The organism is Collinsella sp. An2 (genome assembly GCF_002160065.1).
In the GTDB taxonomy this organism is placed as follows: Bacteria; Actinomycetota; Coriobacteriia; order Coriobacteriales; family Coriobacteriaceae; genus Limicola.
Genome location: NZ_NFJW01000007.1, coordinates 93,882 through 120,608, shown reverse-complemented (window position 1 = coordinate 120,608; position 26,727 = coordinate 93,882). Strand labels below are relative to the sequence as shown.

Sequence of the window (26,727 nt, the reverse complement as noted above, 5' to 3'; positions counted from 1 at the left end):
CCCGGAAGCTAAGCCCCCTCGCGCCGAGAGTACTGCGGGGACAGCCCGTGGGAGGGCAGGGCGCCGCTGGCCGTCGGGCGGCGCAGGGCCCGCGAGGCCCGCGCAGGGGGGAGGGGCTTGAGGCCCCTCCCCCCTCTTTTCATGTCTATTTCCATATCTAGATCGATGTCGATATGTCGGGCCGGCACGGCCCGCGCCGGGGCCGCTCCGTGCCGGCCCCCATCTCGGCCCGGTCCGCAGGCCACGCCGACATGTCTATGCCGCGGCGGGCGGCCCTCTCCTTTGCGGCAGACCGCACGCTTGGATCGGGTTCGGGCCGGGGTCCGCGCCGCAGCTAACGAGGTCCCTCTTTTGCGGCAAATCACGCGCTTTGGTTGGGCTTGGGCCGGGTTTTGCGGCGAATCGCACGCTCGGGCACCTCTCTGGGCGCCTAATCCGTGTGTATCGCCGCATGACTTATTCGGTGCATGTGGATCGCCGCAGGACGTCCCGGGCCGAGGGGGGCGACCTCCTCTCGATGTCGATGCCCGCGGCGGAACATGTATAGGGCGCGCCGATGCTGTCCCTCACCGGCGCTGCGCGGGAACAGGCCGACGATTCCCGATTAACATACATCATCTTCCCGGGGCGCCCGGCCATGCGCCCGTCCGACCCGAATAAAGAAGCGGGCGGATCCGTCATCTGGATTCGCCCGCTGCTTTTTTACCGCGCCTTGGATGCCGGCAGGCGCCCCGAGCCCGCGCCTAGGCGCGCTTGATGAACGCCTTGTAGCCCCTGTAGGCCTCGTAGACGTCGGCCTTGTTGGTGACCTCGTAGAGCGAGTGCATGGAGAGCACGGCCACGCCGGAGTCGATCACCTGCATGCCGTATTCGGCCAGGATGTACGCGATGGTGCCGCCGCCGCCCGCGCCGATGCGGCCGAGCTCGCAGGTCTGGAAGGCCACGCCGGCCTCGTCCATGATGTCGCGGACGAGCGCCAGATACTCTGCATCGGCGTCGTTGGAACCGCTTTTGCCGCGAGAACCCGTGTACTTGTTGAAGCACAGGCCGTGTCCCATGATGGCGGCGTTCTTCTTTTCGAAGCGATCGGCGTAGAGCTGGTCGAATCCGGCTGACACGTCGCTTGAAAGCATGCGAGAGCTGGCAAGGCAACGACGGAGTGCGAGCGGGGAATCGTTTCCAGTGAGCGCCATGATCTCGGCGACGGTATTCTCGAAGAAGCGGCTCGTCATGCCAGAAGCACCCACAGAGCCAATCTCTTCCTTGTCAACAAGAAGCGTGCAGGAAGTCCGCTCGACGTTCTCGACGGCAAGCTGTGCTGCAAGAGAGGTGTAGGCGCACACGCGGTCGTCCTGGCCATAGCCCAGAATCATAGAACGGTCGAAGCCCATGTCGCGCGCGGGGCCGGCGGGCACGACCTCAAGCTCGGCAGAGAGGAAGTCCTCTTCCTCGACGTCGTACTTTTCTTTCAGGATGTCGAGTAGCATCTGCTTGACGGGCTCTTTGGGCTCGTCGTCATCGCTGCCCTCGATGACGACAGGGCGGCCGCCAACAATGACATCGAGGTTCTCGTGGTCCACGGCCTCGCTTGCCGGCTTCTTCATCTGATCGCTTGCCAGATGAATGAGCAGGTCGGAAATGCAGAACACCGGGTCGCCGGCCTCTTCTCCCACCGCAACCGTGACGGTCGATCCATCCTTCTTGCAGATGACTCCGTGAAGAGCAAGCGGGGTCGCTACCCAGTGGTAGGCCTTGACGCCGCCATAGTAATGCGTGTCGAGATAGGCCATATCTCCCGCTTCATAGAGGGGGTTCTGCTTGAGGTCAAGACGCGGGGAGTCGATGTGCGCGCCCAGGATATTCATTCCCTGCTCAAGAGGCTGAGTGCCCAGGTTGACCAACATGAGGGTCTTGTTGTGCGAGACGGCGTAAACCTTGTCGCCGGCCTTGAGCTCGCGGCCTTCGGCAACGGCGTCGGCAAGGTTTACGTAACCGGCGGCCTCGGCCAGCTTCACGCTGCTGACGACGCACTCACGCTCAGTCTTGTTCTGGCTGATGAACGCGCGGTAGTCGTCGCAGAGCTGGTCGAGCTCGGCAAGTGCTGCCTCGTCGTATGCTTTCCATGCATTGGGGCGTTCCATAGAACTCCTTCCCGGTCATTCCCATGGCCATTGTTTAAGCGCCGCATGTGCCACAGGGCGCCATCGAAACGGCGTGTGGGATCGTTCGGTATACCGCACGTCATGGTAGCACGGTGGTGGGTCTACGCTTTGGGTCACGTGAGATTCTCGATGTGGCCCGGCGAGCGATGCGGCTCTATTCTAAGACTGGTCATCTCATGCGAGTGAAATGCCGCCGAGCCATCCCCATCGGGGCTCCGCCATGACCCCGTAGGTTGAAAGCCAGAGCTCAAGCGGAACGGTGCGAACGCGTCCATCCACGCTGTGCATAACGGACCTGTCGCCAATATAGAGCCCGACATGTCCCCAGGACCTTCCAGCGTTGCTATAGGGGTGCGAAGGCGTGGCCACAATCATGCCTACTAGAAGATCGTGTGTATCGGTATCGTGACACCAGTCATGATAGAGTGCTGCGGCATGACCGGTCACATAGCCGAGCCCAAGTCGAGAGAAGGCCCGTTCAACCCAGGCGGCGCAGAGGTCCGGCGGTGCTGCGGGCGTTGCATGTGCGCTTACCACGAGGTCTCGCTGACGCGTCGTGCTGTCCATCAAGGCTTGCGGCTCATGTCCGGGTGCAATGCCGCGCCATGCTGGCTGGCCGTAGATGGTGGCTGGGCATTCCACGTCGTCCCCGTGTCGTGCAATAAGGCCGCGTCGGGCGAGCGCGTCAATCATGGCAACGCGAAGGTCGGTCGCATCCATTGTCACAGCCCCTCCCACATGGTCGCGCGGTCAACTCTCGGAGCACAAGTGGCTCTATCTGAACAGCGGGCAGCGGGGACCATATGCCTGTATGGTGTCCAGCATGCCGTGCTGTGTATATTGTCGCCTAATCAAGCCTCCGCGTGGGCAGCTCCTTGAGGACGCGGCGCAACGCGGCGCGGCGTTCCATGCAGGCTTAGCTACGGGTCTGGGCAATCGGAGGCAGAGAGCGGTTTTCGATGCCGACCCTATTCGCTACGTCTTTCGCCCGGTATGATGCAGGACAGATTCAACCAAACGTTTGACGGGAAAGACGATGAACATTCAAATCTTTGGAACTAAGAAGAGCTTCGATACCAAGAAGGCCCAGCGCTACTTCAAGGAGCGTCGCATTCCGTTTCAGTTCATCGACCTTCGTGAGAAGGGCATGAGCAAAGGCGAGTTGCAAAGCGTGGCGCGCGCTGTGGGCGGGATAGATGCGCTGGTGAATGAGGACGCAAAAGACCAAGACACCGTCGCTCTCGTCCAGCATCTTGTGGAAAGCCAGCGGTTCGAGAAGCTGCTGGAGAACCAGCAGGTGCTGCGTGAGCCCATCGTTCGCAACGGTCGCCAGGCAACGGTGGGGTATGCACCCGATGTCTGGAAGGCCTGGGAGTAGACCCCGTCGAAGCGCGGCGTGCGCAGCGCCGAGGCCTGCCGTTTGCGAGAGCCGCTCGGCGGTTTGGCCATGCCTGTAGCTGGGGTGTGCGAGAATGTGGACAGTTTGTGTTCGCGTTCGCCGTTCTGGCTGAGGGGAGTCGCCATGAGCAGACATGAGCGGGAAGTCATCGGTGTGGATGACCGCGTCTCGGTGGGAAGGGCTATTCCGTTGGGCATCCAGCACATGATGAGCATGTTCGGCTCGACGGTGCTTGTACCCGTGCTTACCGGGCTCGATCCCAACGTCGCCATCATGTGCTCGGGCATCGGGACGATCTGCTATCTTTTGGTGACGGGCAACAAGATCCCGAGCTATCTGGGCAGTTCATTTGCGTTTATCAGCCCAATTCTGGCCGTCGGTGCAACCCAGGGGCTCGGCGCCGCCATGTCGGGTGTCATCGTTGCCGGCTTGGTGTTTCTGGCCGTCGCGGGCATCATACGTCTTGTGGGCACCGGCTGGCTTGACCGCTTGCTGCCGCCGGTCCTCGTGGCATCTGTGATGGTCGTGATCGGTGTCGGACTCTCCGCCACTGCGGTCGACATGGCCTTCATGACCGATCTGCCCGACGGTACGACGGCGTTTTTCGGGCTCGGAGCCATCGTCGCTGCGATTACCCTGATCGCCGCCGTCGTCTTTTCCAGCATGGGAGGCATCTTTGGGACCATCCCTGTGCTGCTGGCGATCATTGTGGGCTACGTCGTCTCGGTTCCGCTGGGGCTTGTCGACTTCGCGCCGGTGGTCGAAGCCGCTTGGATCGGCCTGCCCAACATCTCGGCCCCGCGCTTCGATATGGGGGCGATTGCCCTGGTGGCCCCGGTGGCGATTGTCGTGGTGATCGAACACATCGGGCACCTGCTGGCTGTCGGCGAAATCGTGGGTAAAGACTATCGCTCCATGTTGCCCCGGTCCCTTGCGGGCGATGGCATCTCGACCATGATCTCGGGCTTCTTGGGCGGTCCTCCCACAACCACGTATGCCGAGAACATCGGCGTCATGAGCGTTACGCGCGTCTACTCTACGCAGATCTTTTGGTATGCCGGCGGGTTTGCCCTGCTGATCGGAGGATTCTGTCCCAAGCTTGCCGCCCTTATCCAGTCCATTCCCGGACCCGTCATGGGTGGCGTGTGCCTGCTGCTGTTTGGCCTTATCGCCTCCAACGGCCTGCGCATGCTCGTGTCGAATCGTGTCGATTTCGACGTGAACCGCAATCTCATGATCGCGTCGGTTGTCATCATCGTCGGCGTGGGCATGGAGACAAGTGGCATCGCGATTCCCATTGGCGACTACACACTTCCTGGAATGGCGACCTCGGCTCTTGCCGGCATCGTGCTGAATTTGATTCTGCCGGGCTCCAATCAAGGTACAAAGGAATCCTAGCGGCGTATGCTCTAGGGGATTGTGCGATTTGCTCGGGGCGTCCGTACGGGCGCCCCTTTCCTATGAAGTTGCTGTATGCAAGCATTGACCAATGTTCAATCTAGAGGTATTCTGCGTTTCAAAGGAGGTGTGCGATGGTGCGAACAGTCAAACGTCCCGACGAACGGCGTCATGATTTGCTAGCGACCGCCATGAAGCTTTTTGCCGAGGAGGGCTACGACAACGTCTCGGTGCGTGCGGTGGCGCGGGCCGCAGGCGTTGCGCCAGGACTGGCGTATCACTACTTCGACTCGAAGCAGAATCTGTTTTCTGCGGCGATCGAGGAATATTCAAACGTGTGCGCCGAGGGCATCTGCGGGATTTTGGACGACCCCGGTCTTTCGCTTGAGGAGAAGCTCGACCGATCGCTTGCGGTGGGAGCTGACCACGACGCATTTCCCTATGCAGCGTTTTTCCATGCGCAGGGAAACGGCGCCCTGCACGATCGGCTTTCGCTTGGCATGTGCGAGGCGGTGCGTCCACATCTTCGGGCTGCCTTGGAACGCGATGCAGCAGCGCGCGGTAAAACGGCTCCGGACGCGGACGAGCTTGCGGCCATCATGGTCTATGGCTGTATTGGCTTGGTGTCTGGTCCCGACATGCCCGATGAGTCTGCCCTGCGAGCGGCGCGTCGGTACCTCGGTGCGCTGATCTCTGAATTCAGAAGCGCGTAGGTTGCTGTCTTGCGGCGACCTGCCTACAAGCATGCCGTGTTGAGGGCAGGCGAGGGATTCCGGCTTCCGGTAGAAGCCTAAGAGGTCCTCGCGGTGTTGCAGGCGAAATGCTCAGGCAGGAAATACCGGCCCTGGGGTGCCAGGGCTTTTTCTGAACACAACTATTGAACAATGTTTAACAAGAAAGGAACCATCATGAGCAAGCGATTCGGTCATGCAGGGCTCAGCAACGATGTGCGCAATACCGCGCTTTCATCAGGGCGGGAGCTTGTGCCGCAAGAGCTCAAGGCGCGCTCGCAGGCGGCGTTCGACCGGCAGGCTGCCACCTATGACCAGGATATGCAGGGCAGCCATGCGCGTCGACTCTATCCGTTGGTGCTCGATGAGGTTATGCGTTTCGCTGCGGCTCGCAAGGCTCCGCGCATCCTAGATATGGGATGTGGAACCGGTGCGCTTGCAGAGCTCGTGCTGCAGGAGGTGCCCGAGGTCCAGCTGACGGGCATCGACCTGTCGTCGGCCATGGTGGAGCGAGCATCTTGCCGGCTTGCCGGCGCAGCTACCGTGCTTCGAGCCGATGCCGAGGCGCTTCCGTTTCAGGACGGGAGCTTCGACATCGTGTACTGCAACGATTCGTTTCACCATTATCCCGACCCTGTCCGAGCGGCGTTTCAGGCATGGCGTGTACTTGCGGCCGACGGCGTGTGTATCGTGGGCGATGTGTGGCAGCCGGCGCCTGCGCGGTCGCTCATGAACGCGTGGATGCCGTTGAGCCACGAGGGGGACGTGCGCATCTATTCCGAGACAGAGCTGCGCGATGTGCTGGGAACATGGTTTGAGCACGTCAGGTGGCGTCGGGTGGGCATGACCGCCTGCCTGGCCGTTGCCCGGAAAGGCTAGTGCGGTGCGGCGACGCTCTTCATTGACACGTTTTCACAGGCAGGGAGAGCCCGGGGTATCTGGCATCGCCAGGGCATGCGGTTGGGATCTGGAGGCGTGGCGCGCTGCGCCCGCATGGGGCCCGAGTGTCGCGACCTATGGTTTCGCCGACGTGCCCTCGTTTTCGTCCGCTCGGTCGCGTAGACTGATGGGGAAACGTTTCGAGAGAGGATGACACTGCATGCCAGATACCGCCGAGACCTCTGCCCGCCGCACGATTGCCGTCGTCGACGGCAATTCGCTGATGCATCGGGCCTTTCACGCCGTCCCGCCCACTATGAACGCGCCCGACGGACGGCCTACGAACGCCGTCTTCGGGTTTTTGAACATGTTCCTGAAGATGCTCGATGCGTTTCATCCCGACGGAGTGGCCGTTGCGTTCGACAAGGGCAAGCCGCGCGTGCGCATGGAGATGCTGCCCCAGTACAAGGCCCAGCGTCCTCCTATGGATCCCGACCTACGCGTGCAGTTCCCCATGATCAAGGAGCTGCTCACGACGCTTTCGGTGCCCATTCTGGAATCCGAAGGCTGGGAGGGTGACGATATCCTGGGCACCGTTGCGCGGCAGGGCGAGGCGGCTGGCTGCGACATGCTGCTAATTACCGGCGACCGCGACATGTACCAGCTCACCACCGACCATGTGAAGGTCGTCGGCACCAAGAAGGGGCTCTCGGATGTCGCCATCATGACGCCGGAAAGCGTCGAGGACCTGTATCACGGCATCACACCCGAGCTCGTGCCCGACTTCTACGGCCTTAAGGGCGACAGCTCCGACAACATTCCCGGCGTGCCGGGTATCGGCCCTAAGAAGGCGAGCGCCCTCATCGCGCAGTATGGCTCGCTTGACGAGGTCATTGCTCATGCCGACGAGGTCAAGGGCAAGATGGGTGAGAACCTGCGGGCACACATCGACGACGCCCTCGTGTCGCGCGAGGTGGCGACCATCAAGACGAACGCCCCGGTCGAGCTCGACCTGGACGGGGTGAGGTTCCCCGCGTTCGACGCACAGGCCGTAGGGGAGGCGCTCGGCACGCTGGGCATCATGGCGATGCAGAACCGCTTCCTGGCGCTTTTGGGAGAAGACGGCGCCGAGGTGCAGTGCATCCCGGAGCTTTCGATGCCGCCCATGCAGGTCGTGTCGGCGGGCGATGCGGAGGCGATCGAGCGCGCCTCAAAGGAGCTCTCCCGCGCGATCGAGGCGGGGGAGTGGATCTCTGCGGTCATCGATGACGACAAGGAAGCGGGGGCGCTGTTCGGCCTGACGCACACCCTGTGGGTCGCGACCTCGGAGGCGCTCATGGCGTTCGAGGAGCCCGAGGGGGCTCCGGCATCCGAGTCGGCACACGTGGCCGACCTCGATTTGTCCCGCGGGCTTATTGCAGGGGTGCTGACCCACATGCTTGACAAGGGGCGTCTGGCATCGCCGGACGTCAAGGCGCTGCTGCACGAGCTGTCACCTGTCGACTCGGCAAAGCCCGAGGTGAGAGGTCCGCTTGAGGCCGATCCAAGCCGCCTGTTCGACACCGTTGTCGCCGCCTATCTGCTGGATTCCGTGCGCTCGAGCTTCGACGACGCCTATCTTGCCGACACATATGTTCACGTTACATTGCCCGCCGCCAAGGGTGAAGATGGGGCATCGGACGACGCGCCGTCGCCGGCTGCCCGCGCAGCAGTCGTCTGCCGCGCCGCGGTCGAGCCGCTGGCGCGTGCGCTCAAGGCTGGCGGGGCCGAGGCCGTCTTCACCCAGATCGAGATGCCGCTCATACCGGTGCTTGCTTCCATGGAGCGCACCGGCATGCTGGTCGATCCGGCGCGTCTGAGGGACATCTCTGCGGGTCTCGAAGGCCAGATCGATGACCTTGCGCTGCGCATTCGCGAGCTTGCAGGCGACGATTCGTTTAACATCGCGAGCCCCATGCAGCTCTCGCATATCCTGTTCGATGTGCTGGGCCTGCCCACGAAGGGCCTCAAGAAGACGCATCGCGGCTACTACTCCACGAACGCCAAGGTGCTCGAGGAGCTTGCGAAGGACTACGAGATCGTGCGGCTCATCCTGGAGTGGCGTGAGAAGACCAAGATCAAGTCGACCTATCTGGACACGCTCGGCGGCCTTGCCGAGGGCTACGAAGACCGGCGCGTACACACGACCTTCAACCAGACCATCACGGCCACGGGGCGTCTTTCGTCCTCGAATCCCAACCTGCAGAACATCCCCACGCGTTCCGAGCTGGGGCATACGGTCAAGACCGCGTTCTCGGCGGGAGAGGGCTGCGTGTTCGTCGCCGTCGACTACTCCCAGATCGAGCTGAGGCTTCTGGCGCATCTTTCGGGCGATGAGCATCTGGTCGCCGCATTCAACGAAGGCGAGGACTTCCACGCCGAGACGGCGGCCCGCGTGTTCGGCGTGCCGGTCGAGGAGGTCACGCCGCGCCTGCGCAGTCGTGCCAAGGCGGTGAACTTCGGCATCGTCTACGGCCAGCAGGCCTATGGTCTCTCGCAGTCGCTCGACATCCCCATGTCCGAGGCACGTGAGATGATCGACCGCTACTTCGAGGCCTATCCCGGCGTGCGCACGTTTTTGGACGATACGGTGGCCGAGGCGAAGCGGACTGGGTACGCAGAGACGATGTTCGGACGTCGCCGCCCCATTCCCGAGCTCAAGATGCGTAACCCCGCGCAGCGCTCCTTTGGAGAGCGCACGGCCATGAACCACCCCATGCAGGGAAGTGCTGCCGACATCATCAAGATCGCGATGGTGCGTGTGGCGCAGCGCCTGCGCGAGGAGGGCTTTGCGGCCCGTATGATCTTGCAGGTGCATGACGAACTCGACTTCGAGTGCCCCGAGGCAGAGGTTGATCGGCTGATCCAGATGGTCCGCGAGACCATGGAGGGTGTGGTCGAGCTCAAGGTGCCGCTCATCGCCGACGCCTCGGTGGGTACGACTTGGGCGGACGCGAAGTAGCCGCTGCCGGCGTCCGCGGATGGCCGAGAGCGGCCCACGGGCACGTGGCCGATAGTGACACAATGTGGTGCGCTCGTCGTCGCTCTGCGAAACTTGTTCGAACCTTTACGCCGTCGGCGCACCTACGGGAGCGTCGGCGGTTATAATCATGCGCCGGACGTCGTCCGCCAGGCCACAGGCCTCCGCGACGCGACTCGCACCATGACCACAAGTTGCCGCGCCGCGGCTTATGAAGGAGCTTCGCCATGCCTCAGCTGCTTACCATGCAAGATGATGACCTCGCAAGCATCAAGGTCATCGCCAGCGACATGGATTGCACCTTGCTTGCAGACGATGGATCCATGCCGCCGCGCATGTTCGACCGTATCAGGGCGCTCGATGAGGTGGGCGTCACCTTCTGTGCCGCCAGCGGTCGTCCAAGCTACACGCTTCGCGAAATGTTTGCCGAGGTAGCTGACCGGATGGCGCTGCTTTCCGATAACGGCGCCGCCATCTATTGCCGCGGCGAGCTTATCTTCAAGGACCTGATCGATGTGCCGACCTACCATGAGCTCATCGATTTCACCGCGGCAGATGGTCGCGGATTTGCCACGGTATGCGGCATCGACTCCTGCTTTGTCTTGAAGCGCTACGAAGACTGGGACCCCACGCTTCGCACGTTTTACAAGCGGATTACCTACCTGGACTCCTTCGACGACCTCACGGCAGACGTCAACAAATACACCGTGTTCTTCCCGGACAACGATGGCGAAGAGGTCTATGCGAGCACCTACCGCGATGTTTGGGGAGAGCGTTTTTCGGTTACCAACGCCGGAAAGCAGTGGATCGATGTCATGAACAAACATGTGGACAAAGGTCAGGGCATGGCTCATCTATGCGAGCGCCTGGGCGTCGACCTTGCCGATGCGATGGCGTTTGGCGACACCTATAACGATGTGCAGATGCTTGAGACCGTGCGCCATAGCTACGTGGTCGCCAACGCCGAAGAGCACATGCATGCCCACGCGCGGTTCTTGGCCCCGTCTAACAATGATTGCGGCGTGGCCCAGGTCATCGATGCTGTGCTTGCGGCGCATGGGGTGACGCTGTAGCGTTAGGCGACGTCGGGGCGCGAGGCTGCCTGAGTCCACCTGGTCCGTTTGACGGGGGAGGGCCCGCAGCGCTTGAAGGGTGCCCCTGCGGCGCTTGAGGCGCGCCCGACATGAGAAATAACCTTTTGGAGAGCCCGATGTGCCGTGCGGTGCAGCGGGCTTTTTTGTAACAGAGAAGAAATATTTAAATTCTCGGTTGCCCAGCGCGCGCTTTAGCGTAAGATAGCGACCAACCTGAAACGGATAGCCGTTTATCGATAGAGCGGGACCGTTTGCAGGTTTGGTATTGCACGGACTGACGTTTGTATGGAGAGCAACGTGGGCTTTGAGATGGCTACATACGAGGGCATGGCGACCGTCGCCATCCTTCCCAGCCAGAACGCCCTTGCGGCTGCTATCCGACGCCAGCGTGCTATTTCCCGACGACGATAACCTGTCGTCTCTGTTTGCATGAGGCTGTAGACCTCAGCAGAGTTCGTCGATAGGGTGCGTCGGGTGTTCCTCCCATGAGGGTCGTGGTGTCACGTGTGCGATCTAAGTAGGGGATTTTCCAAGAACAACTCGATATTCGCGTGTGCGCAGCGCAGCACTGTTTGACGGGCTCATCCGGTTCCATCTGCACAAACCATTTTCGAAAGGAACTCCCATGAGCAAGGAAAAAGTCGTACTCGCATACTCCGGCGGCCTGGATACCTCGGTCTGCATCAAGTGGCTCCAGGAGGAGAAGGGGCTTGACGTCATCTGCGTGCTCGGCAACGTGGGCCAGGAGCTTCACGGCCTCGAGTACAAGCAGCAGAAGGCCCTCGACCTGGGTGTCATCGCCTGCCATGTGCTGGAGCTCAAGGATGAGTTCGCCGACGAGTACCTCACTAAGGCCATCGCTGCGAACTCCATGTACGAGAACAAGTACCCGCTGCTGTCCGCTCTCTCTCGTCCGCTGCTTGCCGCCAAACTCGTGGACATCGCGCATCAGTACGGTGCGAAGTACGTCGCCCACGGCTGCACGGGCAAGGGCAACGACCAGGTGCGCTTCGAGGCCTCGATCCTTACGCTCGACCCCGAGCTCAAGGTGATCGCGCCGGTGCGTGAGTGGGACCTCAAGTGCCGTCCGGACGAGGTCGCCTACGCCCACAAGCATGGCGTGCCGGTGCCTGAGGGCGCTAACGACAACCCCTATTCCATCGATGACAACCTGTGGGGGCGCGCCATTGAGTGCGGCGTCCTGGAGGATCCGTGGAACGAGCCGCCGCACGACGTCTGGGTCATGACCAAGGATCCCGAGGAGACCCCGGACACCCCGACCTATGTCAACATCGATTTCGAGGGCGGCAAGCCTGTGGCGCTCGACGGTGAGAAGATGCCGCTTGCAGCGCTCGTCGAGAAGCTCAATCAGATTGCGGGCGACAACGGCTACGGCCGCCTGGACCTCATGGAGAACCGCATGGTGGGCCTCAAGTCTCGCGAGTGCTACGAGGTGCCCGCTGCCCTCACGCTCATCAACGCCCATAAGGCCCTCGAGGACCTGACGCTCGAGCGCGACGTTCTGCATCAGAAGCTCTATCTCGAGCAGACCTGGGCGACCTGCGTATACAACGGCCAGTGGTTCAGCCCGCTCAAGAAGGCCCTCGATGCCTTCATGGCCGAGACCCAGAAGTTTGTCACCGGCACCGTGCGCGTGAAGTTCTTCAAGGGCCACTGCACCGTCATGGGTCGCAAGAGCCCCTGCTCGCTCTACGACTTCGGCCTGGCCACCTATGACCGCGACACCACCTTTGACGAGAAGGCCGCCGAGGGCTTCATCCAGATCGAGACCCTGTCGCTCAAGACCTGGGCAAAGATGCAGGGCCCCACGTCCGAGGCTGCCAAGGACCTTGCGTAAGGCCTGGCTGTCAAGGGTCGCCCCTCGGGCTTGATCGCGCGCCATGCGCCCCGCACGGTTCGCGCCGTGCCGCACCGTAGTTCCCGCGCCTCCGGAAGCGACTCGCCGGAGGCGCGCCCCAAACCGTTTGGAGCAGTTATGTCTATCGTTTCCCTTCTGGCGTCCATGGCGCCCGAGCTTGACACCGAGCTCGTCTATGCGACCCCGTCTTCGCTCAAGGAATGGTGCGCGACGTCTGGCCCGCGCACAAACGTCGCCGCCTTCACCTCTATGGAGGCCGCGGACGAGAGCCACCATGTGAGCCTGCAGGCCATGCAGCACAACGGCGGCGTGAAGACTTCGGTCCATCGTTTTGCGGCCGGTCTGGCCGAGGGGGTTTGCTAGATGGCGCTCTGGGGCGGCAGATTCGAGCAGGGCGTCGCCGAGGTCACTCAGGAATTCGGGGCATCTCTGCCGGTGGATAAGGCCCTCTACAAGCAGGACATTGCCGGCTCGAAGGCGCATGCCGCCATGCTCGCCGCGCAGGGGATCATCTCGCCCGAGGACGAGGAGGCCATTCGCACGGGCCTGGAGGGCATCGAAGCCGACATCGACGCCGGCAACTTCGTCTTCGATATCAACGACGAAGACATCCACATGGCCATCGAGAGCGAGCTCACGCGCCGCATCGGCGAGGCGGGGGGTCGCTTGCACACCGGTCGTTCGCGCAACGACCAGGTGGCGACCGACACCCGTCTGGCAGCGAAGGCGCTCGCCAAGGGTCTCATGGAGGCAAACCTGAGCCTGCGGAGCGCGCTGCTGGACCAGGCCGAGAAGGCGGGCTCCACGGTGCTGCCGGGCATGACGCACCTGCAGCATGCGCAGCCGGTGCTGCTCTCGCATCACCTGCTTGCCTATGTGTGGATGTTCACGCGCGACTTCGGGCGTCTGCACGCCGCATTCGATGCGGCCGACGCCTCTCCGCTTGGTGCCGCGGCGCTCGCCGGAACGACCTATCCGCTCGACCGTCGCATGACGGCCGAGGCGCTTGGCTTTACGAGCGTGATCGAGAACTCTCTCGACGCCGTGTCCGATCGTGACTTCCTGCTCGACCTGGAATATGCCTGTGCCGTCATGTCGGTGCACCTTTCGCGGCTTTCGGAGGAGATCGTGCTGTGGAGCTCGCAGGAGTTCGGCTTCATCACGCTGTCCGATTCCTACTCCACCGGCTCGTCGATCATGCCACAGAAGAAGAACCCCGACTTCGCCGAGCTCATCCGCGGCAAGACCGGCCGTGTCGTGGGCGACCTTATGCAGCTGCTCGTGACGCTCAAGGGGCTTCCGCTTGCCTACAACAAGGACATGCAGGAAGACAAGGAAGGTGCGCTTGATGCGGCGCATACCCTCGCGCAATGCCTGTCGGTCATGACGGGAATGGTCTCCACCTGGACCGTGAACGCCGACCGCATGCGTGCGGTCATGCACCGCGGACATCTTGCGGCGACCGACGTGGCGGACTACCTGGCCAAGCGCGGTATGCCGTTCCGCGAGGCGCACGCGGTGGTGGGCCACCTGGTGCTCGAGGCGGAAAAGCAGGGCTGCGACATCTCCGAGTTGCCCTTCGAAGCGTTCCAACAGGCGAGCGACCTCTTCCGGCGCGACATTACGGGCGCGCTTGACATCGATGCAATCGTGGCTGCCCGCACCACCGAGGGCGGGACTGCGCCCTCTGCCGTGGCGGACCAGCTCAAGCGGGCGCAGGCGCGCTACCTGGTTGATGAGTCCGCCGTGTCGCTGCTGACGCCGGTGGTCGAGATGGGCGTCGGCGCCTAGTCAAAAAATCCATGTTGGGATGAGCTCGCCCTCATCCATTGAGAACCCCCTGTCGCGCGGGCACATCGCGCGACAGGGGGTTTTGCTTTCACGAAACGGTGGCGACGCATACAATTGAAAGCGACTGATTGAGCCGAACCGATAGGAGCACTCCGTGACGACCGACGTGCCACTCGATACCTCTGCCCGCGACCGCCTGTTCTGCGACATCCTTAATCGCGAACTCGTCTGTGCTCTGGGGTGCACCGAGCCCATCGCGGTGGCGTATGCGGCGGCTTTGGCCCGCGAGACGTTGGGCGCCGAGCCCGAGCGCATGCAGGTGGGATGCTCGGGCAACATCATCAAGAACGTGAAGAGCGTGACGGTCCCCAATTCGGGCGGCATGCGTGGCATCGAGGCAGCGGCGATTCTGGGCGCCGTGGGCGGCGACCCCACGAGCTCGCTCGAGGTCCTCGAATCGGTGGGCGAAGACGACCTTGCTCGTTGTCGCGAGCTGCTCCAGACGCCCGGTATGTGCGAGGTGACCCTTGAGCAAGGTGTGCCAAACCTCTATATCAAGGTGGTCGCCGAGGCGGATGGCCACACGGCGGAGGTCGTGATTGCCAACCACCATACCAACGTGGTGCTGCGCGCCCTCGACGGCGAGGAGCTTCAAGGGTCGCATGCGGCGGTGCAGGGGTGCATGGATGCCAAGACTTCGGCCCACGAGCAGGATGAGCTGCTGTCGCTTGATGCCATCATGGATTTCGCGCGGACGGGCGATATCTCGGCGGCTCGCGAAGCGTTGGAGCGCCAGATTTCGCTCAACAGTGCCATTTCGGACGAGGGGCTGATGCAGCCCTGGGGAGCCCAGGTGGGAAAGACCCTTCTGGCAAGCCGCGGCGAAGACGTCGCCTGCCGTGCGCGTGCGCGTGCGGCTGCCGGATCCGACGCCCGCATGAACGGTTGCTCCATGCCGGTGGTCATCGTGTGCGGGTCGGGCAACCAGGGCATCACCGCGTGCATGCCCGTGGTTGAGTACGCTCGGAAGTTCGGCGTGCCGCATGAGGGACTGCTCAGGGCGCTTGCGCTTTCCGACCTCGTCGCGGTGCATGTGAAGAGCTACATCGGGGCGCTTTCCGCCTTTTGCGGCGTGGTCTGCGCGGCGTGCGGCGCGGGAGCCGCGATCACGTGGATGGCCGGCGGCACGGCCGAGCAGGTGGGGGCGACCGTGGTGAACACGCTCGCCAACGTAGGCGGCATCGTATGTGACGGGGCCAAGTCCAGCTGCGCGGCGAAGATCTCGGCGGCGGTGGACGCGGCGATCCTTGGCCACGATATGGCGATGGTGGGCCGGAGCTTCCATGCGGGAGAAGGCCTGGTGCAGCAGACGGTCGAGGAGACCATCGCGAGCATGGGTTACGTGGGCCGCGTGGGCATGCAGCCGACAGACGTGGAGATCCTGAATATCATGATCGGCAAGACGCGGGTGTAGCCTGCGTCCAGCTGCTTTGGCCGCCTGAGGTGCTTCGGACGCCTGAGGCCTATCCTCTGGCGCGCTGGGCAAGCAAGTCGCTCAGCTCGGAGAAGCGGCGGCGACTCACCGGGATCTTCGTGCCGTCGGAGAGCGTGGCCTCGGTGGGCGTGAGCTCGGCGAGGCGGTCCAAGTTGACCACGATTGAGCGATGGCAATAGGCAAAGAGCCCTGCGGGCAGCTGCTCGGCAATCTGTGAGAGCGAGATCGGCACGCGCACCGCTTCGTTGTCTACCAAATGCAGGATGCGCACACGGTTGACGGACTCCACATAGAGGACGTCGGACGGATGAAAGCTTACCGCCTGGTTGGCGGTGGCAAGCACGATGGGCTCGTCGCGGACAGGCTCAAAGGACGTGGCGTCGTTGTTGGCCCTGGCCTCGGCGATCTCGCGTTCGAGGGTCTCGACGCGCGCCTTTGCCTGTGCGAGCTCGTGCATCAGGTCGATCTTTTGCATCTCGCGCCGCTCCAACGCTGAACGCAGCTGCTCTTGTCGGCGCGCCTTGACGGCGGCGGAGCGGATGGCGTTCATCGACCACCACATGAGCGCCGCGGTAAGCATGACCATGGTGAAGAGCATCAGATAATAGAGCTCTTCATGGTTGAGCTTTGTGCCGGGAAGCCAGAGTCCCACCAGCATGATGACAACGGTACCAGCGGGGACGAATGTCATAGAGTGCCAGTCGTGGTCGTCGAGCGGGGTGCTCGACAGGTCTCGGACTGCGGCGAGAAAACGTGCCATAAGGGGAAACAGGATGGCGTTAAGCACGATGAGTACCACAAGGCGCTCGGGACTGTAGAGCGAGCCTATGATGGTGGGAATGCCAAGTGCGCCGGGGATGAGGTTTCCCAGCGACGTAACCACGAATCCATAGCACATGACGAGGAAGAACACGAACGCCTTCTGCCAGGTGCCCGCCTGCACCGACCGTATATAGAGTGCAAGAAGCGCGGCAAGCGCGGCCAAGAAGATGACGTTCTGCAGGAGCGTGCGAACGCTGGCGATGAGGTCGTCCATCGGCCAGATGGAGATTATCGTGAACGGAACGAGCGCGATGACGAGGATGCCGGCCGCGACGAGATACGTGCGGCGATTGTCCCAGCGGAAGCGGCCGTGAAACGGCAGCAGGCAGAGCGCTGCGCAGGGAAGAATTTGCACCAAAAGGCCGACGATGTTGCGTAGAGCTGTGAACAGCACGGAATGGCTCCGTTCGGTTGCTGGACGATGGACGTGCTTGGCCGAGGTGCCGCACGCAGATGCATGTCATTGTACCCATTTGAGTAAGCTCCAAGGGAAGCGCCTGCGGGCGCAACACGGCGGGGCTGTGGTCGATGTTGACGAGCACTGGGCGCGTGATACATGGAGAGGGCAACCCTGTGGTCAGTTTCCCCGCCTGCTGGGCATGGTGGTTGCGGATGAGAAGCGGTCGTGGTCAATTCTGATGAGCGCTGGGTAGTGGAGTAGTCCGTATGGCGCGGTTTGCTGGCGTTTCGCTGCCTCCACTGCCCACGGGGCGGGAAAAATGGCCGGCCAGACCCTTCGCGGCGCACAGGGATGCCCAGCGGACGGCAAAAATGACTGCAGCGATATCTTCGGCGTGTGCACCCCACCCAGCGGGCGACGAAATTGACCGCGGCTGTACCTGTGGCGCAATCGCCCTGCCCAGTGGGCAGCGAAATTGACCTCGGAAGGTCTGCAACGTCGCCTTCTTACTTACGGGGCGGGGAAAGGACCGGGCGTGGCGGGAGATACGACCAGCGAGCGGCTGCAAGGCCACGGCCATCGCCGGCGTGACCGAGTGCGTCATCGAGCTGGCGCATGCCCTGCCGGGCGACCGCAGGCCACGCCTCTCCTGGGCCTTTGCCCGGAAGAAGGTTCTGCTGTTCGTGCCGCCGCTACCCGCGTCCTGCGGTGTCCTGCACGATATCCAGCAGATTGCGCTCCTGGCGCTCGTAGAAGCGCGCCTCGATTGTGTCGAAGTCTTTTGCGAAGTCGGCCATGGGGCCGCTCCAGGTGGCGCGCACGGGCTCGCCGCGTCCCACGAACGCTGTTTGCAGGCCGATGTCCGGCGTGGGGAAGTCGCGCTTCGGATCGTTTCCCACCATAAGGACTTCGCTGGGGGAGAGGCCCATCCGGTCCAGATGCTCGCGGTAGTACTGAGGGTCCGGCTTGCAGCGCGTGCTGTTTTCCATGGTGGTCACAACCTCGAACGGCAGGTCACCGAGCTCGCCCCATCCCATGCGGCACTCGACGCATGCGCGGCTGAAGCTCGGGTTGGTAAACAGCCCCACGCGCAGCCCGCGTGAAAGCACGAGCTCAACCGCCTCGCGAGCGCCCGCGCGTGGGCGAGCGGCGATGATCGCGTCGTTCTTGCGGGGAAGGATTTCGCGCTCGTAGCACGTAAAGGCCTCGACGATCACGGGGTCGTCGAGCGGCACGTCACAGCGGCGGCGGATGCTCTCGGCATAGAAGGCGCCGTTGGTGCGGTGGTCATCCTGGGGACGGTCGTTGTTGTTGAGCTCCAGCATGGCGCCCGTCACAGTGGCGAGCATGGCAAGCGGGTTGCGCCGGGCAATGTCGGCAAGCAGCCGAGCGACGTCCATGGCGTATACGGCTATAAACGCGCTGAGATTGATGTCTATGAGCGTGTCGTCCATATCGAACACGACCGCTTTCAGCATGGGCGCACCTCCTCGCGTCGCATATCCGGGCCGGCCTCTATGCCGGAGGGACATAGGGGGCACCTGTCGCACCTGCCGACAAGTTGTTCTTTCTTACCCATTTTGTCTCCGGTTGTTTCCAGGGCGTTTCGTGATGGCGCGTCTCCACATGCCGTAGAGGGCCGTTCGCCGGCCCAGGCATGCCGTCCGGAGAGCCGCGCCTGTAAAAGTTCCCGGGTCATCGATAAAAAATCGGTCGACAACCTTGAAAACCGGCCAAAATCCTCGTACCCTATAACACCGTGAATGCATATGCTTCACATCAGTATCTGTCGGCCCCCGAGTTGTTCCAGGCGGCGCACGCGGACGCCACGTCGGCGCTCACGTTCACTGCAGGTCCTTGCAATCGGGGCCCCGTAGTTCGAAAGGGGTCCACCTTTGAGTGAGATTCAGAACTCGTCCATCTTCTCCCTCGACGACGTCAACGATGAGGAGATGAACAGCCTTATCGACGGCACGATCACCGATTTCGATGAGGGCGATCTGGTCAACGGCACCGTTGTCAAGATCGAGAAGGACGAAGTCCTCGTTGACATCGGCTTCAAGTCCGAGGGCGTCATCCCGGTTCGCGAGCTTTCCATTCGCAAGGACGCCAACCCTGCAGACATCGTCTCCCTGGGCGATCCCATCGAGGCGCTGGTCCTTCAGAAGGAGGACAAGGACGGCCGTCTGGTGCTTTCCAAGAAGCGTGCTGAGTACGAGCGCGCCTGGAACCGCATCGAGGAGAAGTTCAACTCTGGCGAGAACGTCGAGGGCGAGGTCATCGAAGTCGTCAAGGGCGGCCTGATCCTCGACATCGGTCTGCGCGGCTTCCTGCCCGCCTCCCTCGTCGACCTTCGTCGCGTCAAGGACCTCTCCAGCTACCTGGGCACCCGCATCGAGGCCCGCGTCATCGAGATGGACCGCAACCGCAACAACGTCGTGCTCTCCCGCCGCGTGGTGCTCGAGGAGTCCCGCAAGGCCGAGCGCACCGAGATCCTGTCCAAGCTCAAGGCTGGCATGCGTCTCAAGGGCACCGTTTCCTCCATCGTGGACTTCGGCGCCTTCGTGGATCTGGGCGGCATCGACGGCCTCATCCACATCTCCGAGCTCTCTTGGAACCACGTCAACCATCCTTCCGAGGTCGTCAAGGTCGGCCAGGAGGTCGAGGTCGAGGTGCTCGACGTCGATCTGAACCGCGAGCGCATCTCGCTGGGCCTCAAGCAGACCACCGAGGATCCGTGGCGCACGCTCGTCAAGAAGTACCCCGTGGGCGCTATCGTCGAGGGCACCGTCACCAAGCTCGTGCCGTTCGGTGCGTTCGTTGACCTCGGCGAGGGCATCGAGGGCCTCGTGCACATCTCCGAGATGGCCAACAAGCACGTTGACCAGCCGAGCCAGGTCACCCATGTGGGCGCCAAGGTGCAGGTAAAGGTCATGGAGATCGACCTCGACCGTCGTCGCATCTCCCTCTCCATGAAGTCCGCCGCCGAGACGCTGGGCGTCGAGGTGGAGGTCGCTCCGCTGGACAAGCCGGAGGAGAAGGACGCCGAGTAGCCTGATTGCTTCTAGCGTTTGATACGGTCCGCTGCCGCAAGGTGGCGGACCGTTTTTCGTATGTACGGCCCAGGTGCCGGGACGTGGGGTGTATGAGCCTTGCTGCTCGTGCTTTGGGCCAAAAGGAGGACGGAATGCTTGAGCTATCGAAGTGCCCTGTGGTGCTGTTCGATTTCGATGGGACGGTGGTCAACACCGGGCCCGCCGTGCTGCGCGTCGCGCGCCAGACGCTGCATGAAGCCGGGTTCGACGACGCGGAGATTCCCGATCTGACACCGATCATCGGCCCGCCCATCGAACAGGGGTTCATAATCACTATGGGTGTAGACCGGCCGCAGGCAGACCGCCTTGTCGAGCGCTACCGCGAGATCTTCAACGAGACGGTGCGGCCGGGTGACTATCCGCCGCTGCCCGGCATGGTCGAACTCCTTGAAGACCTCAAAGCGTCGGGACGGCGCCTGGCGGTGGCGACCTCGCGTTTAGAGACAAGCTGCAACACGATGCTGCGCGGCATTGGTCTGGACGTCTTCGAGGTCGTGTGCGGACGTGTGCACGGCGTGCGTGAGACCAAGGCGGACTCTATCCGTGGGGCACTTGCGGGCCTCGGCGCCAGTCCGGCGGAGGCCGTGATGGTGGGGGACCGTCATAACGACGTCGATGGAGCCCATGAGGTAGGCCTGCCCTGCGTGGGCCTCTATTCCGGCGCCGCCTCTCCAGGGGAGCACGAGCGCGCCGGTGCCGAGTGCGTCTGCCATTCCGTTCAGGAGTTACGCGGCGTGTTACTTGCCTAGCCGTTCGTTGCCGTTCCATCCGCGGTTTGAGACAATCGGGTCTGTACATCGAACGGGCGCATGGTGCGCCATAACGGGAAAGGTTACAAGGCTATGGATGCTGATCTTGAAGCTCAGGTAGATGCCTATATCGACGGGGTATGGGAAGACGTCGTCGCCGACATCGCCGAGGTCGTGTCCCATCCGTCGGTGGCGGATACGTCCCAGGGCAAGGAGGGGGCGCCGTTTGGCGAGCCCGTTCGCGCCGCGCTTGACTGCGCACTTGGCATTGCGGAGCGCTTGGGATACCAGACGGGCGACGACGAGGGCTACGTGGGGTTTGCCGACATCCCCGGCGAGCGCCCGGAGCAGGTGGCGACCATTGCTCACGTGGATGTGGTGCCTGCGGGCACCGGCTGGGCGAGCGACCCCTTCACGATGGAGCGCCGAGAGGGCTGGCTGCTCGGTCGCGGCGTCATCGATGACAAGGGCCCGGCGATTCTGTCCCTGTATGCCGGCGCATTCCTGCTGCACGCCGGCATCACGCCGCGCTACACCTTCCGCGCCCTTCTGGGCTGCGACGAAGAGGTGGGCATGACCGACGTGCACCACTACCTCGCCGGCCACGACGACCCGCTGTTCCTGTTTACCCCCGATGCGGAGTTCCCGGTCTGCAACGCCGAGAAAGGCTGCTACGGTGCCACGTTCGTGAGCGGGCCCATCGAGGGCGGACGCATTCTCTCGTGGAGTGGCGCCGAGGTTACCAACGCCATTCCGGGCGAGTCCGTTCTTGAGATCGCGGCCGATGCGGACGCGCTCCCCGCGCCCAAGTCCCATGCCGACCGCATTCGTATCGAGGCCGTGCGTCCGGGCGTGGCCCGCATCGTCGCCACGGGCATCGGCGGCCATGCGTCGCTTCCTGCGGGAACCCTTAACGCCATCGGCCTTATGGTCACCTATCTGCGCGAGGCCTCGGCAACCCTTGCCCAGGAGGGCAAACCGGGTATCCTCGCGGCCGACGAGGAGCGCTTCTGCGACCTGTTGGCCCAGGTGCATGCCGACACCGCAGGAGAGGGCTTGGGTATCGCGACCGAGAGCGACGCCTTTGGCCCGCTTACGGTGAACGGCGGCACCATCGAGGTGCGCGACGGCCACATCTTCCAGACCATCGACGTCCGCTATCCCGACAGCACGACGGGGGAGGCCATGACCGAGGTTCTGGGCGAGCTTGCCGCCCGCTACGGCGCGACGCTGGAGGTCACGCGCGACAAGGTCCCGTTCTCGGTGAGCGCCGACCATCCGGCGGTCCAGACGCTGCTTGATGTATACCGCGAGGTGACGGGCAACGAGGCGAAGCCGTTCTCCATGGGCGGCGGCACGTATGCGCGCAACTTCAAGCGCGCGGTCTCCTTTGGCCCCGAGGGCGACGAGGGGGAGGTGCCAAGCTGGGTCGGTCCTATGCACGGTGCAAACGAGGGCGCAAACGAGGCGCTGCTGCGCCGGGCGCTCAAGATCTATATCCTGGCGATCGTGCGCCTGATGCAGCTCGATCTGTAAGACAGGGCGCTTGACGCCAATGACGATGAGGGGGCGGCATAGCGCCCCCTCTCTGCAAGGAGCGAGCATGGACCCCTCATCCTCCATAGCACAGCAGGTCGTGTACGTGGTCATCATCGTCATCGCGGGGCTCTTTGGCGTCACGCTGTACCGACGCCGTGCAGCTAAAAACGACCGTGCGCGCAGGGGCACGGCGCCTGCGCGTCGGCAGCAACGTAAAGCTCGACCGCGTAAAAAGCGCTGAATGTAAGCTGCCTGTTAATTCTCCGTCGTGCCGCCGTAACGTTTCATTAGCGACGGGTAATGGCTGGGGGATGAGGGCAAATACGTCGCAATTCGGGCGTTACAGTACCTTCCGGAACAACGGATGGAGCGTGCCTGGGCAGGTGGACATGCCAGGCGCCGGCGTTGCAACAAACGCCGATCCGTCCGCACCTCACGCAACGTGTTCTTTGGAAGGAGAACCATGCTCGACTTCAATTGCTCTCGTCGTCAGTTCCTCGGCATCTTCGGTGGTGCTGCCGCCGTGGCGGGCCTTGGGCTCGCCGGCTGCAACAGCAGCGCCCCGGCTTCTTCCGGCTCTGCCGCCGGCGCCGGCTCCAGCTCTCTCACCGGCACCGTGACCTACGATGGCGCCTCTTCGTTCCAGGCGCTCGTCGAGGCTGCGGCTGAGCAGTTCATGGAGGAGAACCAGGACGTTTCCATCACCGGCTCCGGCAACGGTTCCGGCACCGGCCTGACCGCTGTCGCCGACGGCACCGTGACCATCGGCAACTCCGACGTGTTCGCCGAGACCAAGCTCGACGCCGACCAGTGCGCCGACCTCGTTGATCATGAGGTCGCCGTCGTGGGCATGGGCCCGGTCGTCTCCCTGAACGTGACCGTCGACGACCTGTCGCTTGACCAGCTCAAGGGCATCTTCTCCGGCGAGATCACCAACTGGTCCGAGGTTGGTGGCGAGGATGCCGAGATCCATGTTCTCAACCGCAAGGCAGGCTCCGGCACCCGCGCCACGTTCGAGGCGGCCGTCTTCGGTGACGAGACCCCCGACTTCCAGGGTGAGGCCGAGCTCGACAAGTCCGGTGACGTCCAGACCCAGATCGGCTCCACGGACAACGCTATCTCCTACCTTGACTTCTCGCACTTCGACGACACCAAGTTCAAGGCCGTCAAGGTCAACGGCGTCGAGCCTGTCTCCGAGAATGTCTACGACAACTCCTTCCCCATCTGGGCTACCGAGCATATGTATTGCAAGAAGGACGCCGACGAGGCAACCAAGGCCTTCCTCGAGTACATGCTTTCCGATGACGTCCAGGGTTCGCTCGTCGAGGAGCAGGGCTTCATCCCCGTTTCCGAAATGAAGGTCGTGAAGGACGCCGAGGGCAACGTCACCAACAAGTAGGACGCCCCGTTCCCATGCCCTGTGCGCGCGCGATGGGCGCGCGCTGATATCTCTTCGAAAGGTGCGATATGGCAAAACAGATGCCAAAGCGCAGCCTTGAGAAGGTCGGACTGAGTGTCACGGGCGCCTGCGTCGCGCTCGTGACACTCGTCGTTGTGGCGCTCATCGTCATGGTTGCGCAGCGTGGCCTCTCGACCTTCCTCAAGGACGGCGTTGACGTCCTCAACTTCTTCACCGGCACCAAGTGGAACCTCGCCATGACGGACGAGGCGACGGGCCTGCCCTACACGGGTGCGCTTCCGCTTATCGTGACCTCGTTTGCCGTGACGATCATCTCCACGGTCATCGCCCTGCCGATTGCCATCGGCTCGGCCATCTACGTTGTGGAGATCCAGCCCAAGTTCGGTCAGAAGTATTTCCAGCCGCTCATCGAGCTCCTCGTGGGTATCCCCTCGGTTGTGTTCGGTCTCATCGGCTTCCACGTCATCGTGGCAGCCGTGCGTGCGATTTTCAACGTCGAGATGGGCCTTGGTATCCTGCCCGGCTCCATCGTGCTCGCGCTCATGATTCTCCCCACCATCACGACGCTCTCCATCGATGCGTTGCGCGCCGTGCCGCAGAGCTACCGCGATGGGTCACTTGCCCTCGGCTACACCCGTTGGCAGACCATCTGGCACGTCGTGCTCAAGAGCGCCACGCCCTCGCTCATGACGGCCGTGATTCTCGGCATGACGCGCGCCTTTGGCGAGACGCTCGCGGTGCGCATGGTCATCGGCGGCGTCGAGGCCATGCCTACGTCGTTGCTCAACTCCGCGTCCACTATCACCACGACGCTCACCACTTCCATGGCGGTCTACGCCACGGGCTCGGTGCAAAATGACGCGCTGTGGACGCTTGGTCTGCTGCTTATGGGCATGTCCCTTATCTTCATCCTGATCATCCATCTCATCGGCGCGAAGGGGGCGAAGTCCCGTGGCTAACGCAACCGCTCAGGCGCAAGACGCGCGCATTCGTCGCTCCATGCGCAACGACAAGATCGCGACGGGCATCCTCACCGTGATCGTCGCGATCGTCATGCTTATCGTTGTCGCCATGGTCGCCTACATCCTCTTCCAGGGCGTGGGCCAGCTCTTCCAGCCCGGCTTCCTCACTGAGGCGTCGCGTTCCAACGGCACGGAGGGCGGCATCGCCTATCAGTTGTTTGACTCGTTCTACCTTCTCGTGCTCACGCTTGTCATCTCGGTGCCCATCTCGCTCTTCGGTGCGGTCTTCCTCGTGGAGTACGCGCCCGACGGGCCCGTCACCAAGGTCGCGTCCACAGCCATCGAGACGCTCTCGAGCCTGCCGTCGATCGTCGTGGGCATGTTCGGCTTCCTCATGTTCTCGGTGAACTTCGGCTGGGGCTATTCGCTCATCTCGGGTGCCATCGCGCTCACGATGTTCAACATCCCTATCCTCACGCGCGTCATCACTCAGGCGCTCGAGGACGTGCCCGCGTCGCAGCGTGATGCGTGCCTGGCCATGGGCCTCACGCGCTGGGAGACGACGCTCCACGTGCTCATCCCTGCGGCCATGCCCGCGATTGTGACGGGTATCGTGCTCTCGGCCGGCCGCGTGTTCGGCGAGGCAGCGGCGTTGCTCTTCACCTCGGGTATGTCGAGCCCCGCGCGCCTCAACTTCCTGTCGCTCAACTTCGCGAGCCCCACGTGCGCGTGGAACATCTTCCGCCCGGGTGAGTCGCTCGCCGTGCACATCTACAAGATTTACGGAGAGGGCTCACCCGAGGCTCAGCACATCGTTTGGGGCGCCGCTGCGGTCCTCATGATCTGCGTGCTGCTGTTCAATGTGCTCTCGCGCATCGCCGGCAAGGCTCTCGCTAGGAGGATGACCGCCGAATGACGAACGAAACCGACCAGTTCCTAGCCGACGTCTCCTCGAGCGAGCGGGGGACGCGCGTCTCCGGCGTGGCTGTCTCCGACGAGGTCATGCTCGAGACGAAGAACGTCAACGTGTACTACGGTGACCATCACGCGCTGCACGACACGAGCCTGGCCTTCCATAAAGGTGAGATCACCGCGCTGATCGGCCCGTCCGGCTGCGGCAAGTCGACCTTCCTGCGGAGCCTTAACCTCATGAACCGAGAGATCAAGGGATGCCGCGTCACGGGCGAGATCATCTATGACGGCCACAACATCAACACCAAGACCGAGAACCTCTACGAACTGCGCAAGTCCATCGGCATGGTGTTCCAGCAGCCGAACCCGTTCCATAAATCGATTCGCGAGAACATCACGTTCGCCCTCAAGCGCCACGGCCTGAAGGACAAGGCCAAGCTCGACGAGCTAGTCGAGGAAAGCCTGCGCGGCGCGGCGCTTTGGGACGAGGTGAAGGATAAGCTCGACAAGAGCGCCTTCGCGCTTTCCGGCGGCCAGCAGCAGCGTCTGTGCATCGCCCGCACGCTTGCCATGCATCCCGACGTGATCCTGTTCGACGAGCCGTGTTCCGCGCTCGACCCCATCTCGACGCTTGCGATCGAGGACCTCATGTCGTCGATTGTCGAGAACCGTGCCATCGTTATCGTGACGCACAACATGGAGCAGGCCTCGCGTGTGTCCAACCGCACCGCCTTCTTCTACATGGGCGATATGGTCGAGTACGGCGAGACCAACCAGATTTTCCAGCGTCCAAAAGACAAGCGTCTGAACGACTATCTGACCGGTATGTTCTCGTAGCGACAGGCGGACGCCGTTCGTCCTGTGCACCCCGATTCAGACTTCGCCCGTCGTGTGTTCCTGCCATGCCAACTGTGCACGATGCGGCGCTCCCCTTGCTGCGGCGACCTGTGTCCATGCGGGTCGCCGCTTTTGCATGGGAAG

Annotated in this window: 21 protein-coding genes; 18 read left to right on the top strand and 3 right to left on the bottom strand. The window is 62.8% G+C overall.

Annotated features, from left to right (window positions below; genetic code table 11):
• Nucleotides 1-743 precede the first annotated feature (743 nt).
• Nucleotides 744-2,141, bottom strand: a complete 1,398-nt coding sequence (locus tag B5F33_RS06280; protein ID WP_087410943.1) for an aminopeptidase — start codon at nt 2,139-2,141, stop codon at nt 744-746.
• A 1,057-nt stretch (nt 2,142-3,198) separates the two neighbouring features.
• Here B5F33_RS06280 and B5F33_RS06270 point away from each other — a divergent pair.
• The 10 genes from B5F33_RS06270 to B5F33_RS06225 all read left to right on the top strand — a co-directional run bounded on the left by B5F33_RS06270 (nt 3,199) and on the right by B5F33_RS06225 (nt 15,826).
• Nucleotides 3,199-3,540 (top strand): arsenate reductase family protein, encoded by a 342-nt coding sequence (locus B5F33_RS06270; protein ID WP_087410941.1) that lies wholly within the window; start codon nt 3,199-3,201, stop codon nt 3,538-3,540.
• A 144-nt stretch (nt 3,541-3,684) separates the two neighbouring features.
• Complete coding sequence (locus tag B5F33_RS06265; protein ID WP_087410940.1) at nt 3,685-4,959, top strand: solute carrier family 23 protein; 1,275 nt, start codon at nt 3,685-3,687, stop codon at nt 4,957-4,959.
• A gap of 134 nt (nt 4,960-5,093) precedes the next feature.
• Entirely contained in the window at nt 5,094-5,672 is a 579-nt protein-coding gene (locus B5F33_RS06260; RefSeq protein WP_087410939.1) for a TetR/AcrR family transcriptional regulator, read from the top strand.
• Between the two features lie 195 nt (nt 5,673-5,867).
• On the top strand, nt 5,868-6,569 hold the full coding sequence (locus tag B5F33_RS06255; RefSeq protein WP_087410938.1) for a class I SAM-dependent methyltransferase: 702 nt from the start codon (nt 5,868-5,870) through the stop codon (nt 6,567-6,569).
• Between the two features lie 220 nt (nt 6,570-6,789).
• Nucleotides 6,790-9,570: a DNA polymerase I gene (polA, locus tag B5F33_RS06250; protein ID WP_087410937.1), complete on the top strand. Its 2,781-nt coding sequence runs from the start codon at nt 6,790-6,792 to the stop codon at nt 9,568-9,570.
• Between the two features lie 245 nt (nt 9,571-9,815).
• Nucleotides 9,816-10,661 carry an HAD family hydrolase gene (locus B5F33_RS06245; RefSeq protein ID WP_239284888.1) on the top strand — a complete coding sequence of 282 codons (846 nt, stop codon included), beginning with the start codon at nt 9,816-9,818 and terminating at the stop codon, nt 10,659-10,661.
• Nucleotides 10,662-11,307: 646 nt separating this feature from the next.
• A complete protein-coding gene (locus B5F33_RS06240) occupies nt 11,308-12,540 on the top strand; it encodes an argininosuccinate synthase (RefSeq protein WP_087410936.1) in 1,233 nt (410 codons plus the stop codon).
• A gap of 138 nt (nt 12,541-12,678) precedes the next feature.
• Entirely contained in the window at nt 12,679-12,924 is a 246-nt protein-coding gene (locus B5F33_RS06235) for a hypothetical protein (protein WP_087410935.1), read from the top strand.
• Nucleotides 12,925-14,352, top strand: a complete 1,428-nt coding sequence (gene argH / locus B5F33_RS06230; protein WP_087410934.1) for an argininosuccinate lyase — start codon at nt 12,925-12,927, stop codon at nt 14,350-14,352. It begins immediately after the preceding gene.
• A gap of 154 nt (nt 14,353-14,506) precedes the next feature.
• On the top strand, nt 14,507-15,826 hold the full coding sequence (locus B5F33_RS06225; RefSeq protein ID WP_239284886.1) for an L-serine ammonia-lyase, iron-sulfur-dependent, subunit alpha: 1,320 nt from the start codon (nt 14,507-14,509) through the stop codon (nt 15,824-15,826).
• 49 nt (nt 15,827-15,875) lie between these two features.
• Here the strand turns inward: B5F33_RS06225 and B5F33_RS10825 are convergent, their stop codons facing one another.
• Both B5F33_RS10825 and B5F33_RS06215 read right to left on the bottom strand, forming a co-directional pair.
• Nucleotides 15,876-17,063 (bottom strand): LytTR family DNA-binding domain-containing protein, encoded by a 1,188-nt coding sequence (locus tag B5F33_RS10825; RefSeq protein ID WP_143757957.1) that lies wholly within the window; start codon nt 17,061-17,063, stop codon nt 15,876-15,878.
• A gap of 698 nt (nt 17,064-17,761) precedes the next feature.
• A complete protein-coding gene (locus B5F33_RS06215) occupies nt 17,762-18,547 on the bottom strand; it encodes an HAD family hydrolase (RefSeq protein WP_087410933.1) in 786 nt (261 codons plus the stop codon).
• A 417-nt stretch (nt 18,548-18,964) separates the two neighbouring features.
• Between B5F33_RS06215 and rpsA the strand changes: the two genes are divergently transcribed.
• From rpsA to pstB, 8 genes are all read left to right on the top strand, one after another.
• Nucleotides 18,965-20,122: a 30S ribosomal protein S1 gene (gene rpsA / locus B5F33_RS06210; protein WP_087410932.1), complete on the top strand. Its 1,158-nt coding sequence runs from the start codon at nt 18,965-18,967 to the stop codon at nt 20,120-20,122.
• A 134-nt stretch (nt 20,123-20,256) separates the two neighbouring features.
• Nucleotides 20,257-20,913 carry an HAD hydrolase-like protein gene (locus tag B5F33_RS06205; protein WP_087410931.1) on the top strand — a complete coding sequence of 219 codons (657 nt, stop codon included), beginning with the start codon at nt 20,257-20,259 and terminating at the stop codon, nt 20,911-20,913.
• Nucleotides 20,914-21,006: 93 nt separating this feature from the next.
• Entirely contained in the window at nt 21,007-22,449 is a 1,443-nt protein-coding gene (locus tag B5F33_RS06200; protein WP_087410930.1) for a Sapep family Mn(2+)-dependent dipeptidase, read from the top strand.
• Nucleotides 22,450-22,516: 67 nt separating this feature from the next.
• Nucleotides 22,517-22,693: a hypothetical protein gene (locus B5F33_RS10920; RefSeq protein WP_158095323.1), complete on the top strand. Its 177-nt coding sequence runs from the start codon at nt 22,517-22,519 to the stop codon at nt 22,691-22,693.
• Nucleotides 22,694-22,915: 222 nt separating this feature from the next.
• Nucleotides 22,916-23,851, top strand: a complete 936-nt coding sequence (locus B5F33_RS06195) for a phosphate ABC transporter substrate-binding protein (protein ID WP_087410929.1) — start codon at nt 22,916-22,918, stop codon at nt 23,849-23,851.
• A gap of 68 nt (nt 23,852-23,919) precedes the next feature.
• Nucleotides 23,920-24,831 (top strand): phosphate ABC transporter permease subunit PstC, encoded by a 912-nt coding sequence (gene pstC, locus B5F33_RS06190; protein ID WP_087410928.1) that lies wholly within the window; start codon nt 23,920-23,922, stop codon nt 24,829-24,831.
• The gene (gene pstA, locus B5F33_RS06185) at nt 24,824-25,750 is read left to right on the top strand and encodes a phosphate ABC transporter permease PstA (RefSeq protein ID WP_239284884.1); all 927 of its coding nucleotides are present in this window, start codon (nt 24,824-24,826) and stop codon (nt 25,748-25,750) included. Before pstC ends, pstA begins: the two co-directional genes overlap by 8 nt.
• Entirely contained in the window at nt 25,747-26,583 is an 837-nt protein-coding gene (gene pstB / locus B5F33_RS06180) for a phosphate ABC transporter ATP-binding protein PstB (protein ID WP_087410927.1), read from the top strand. The genes pstA and pstB overlap by 4 nt, the downstream gene beginning before the upstream one ends.
• The last annotated feature ends 144 nt before the right edge of the window (nt 26,584-26,727 follow it).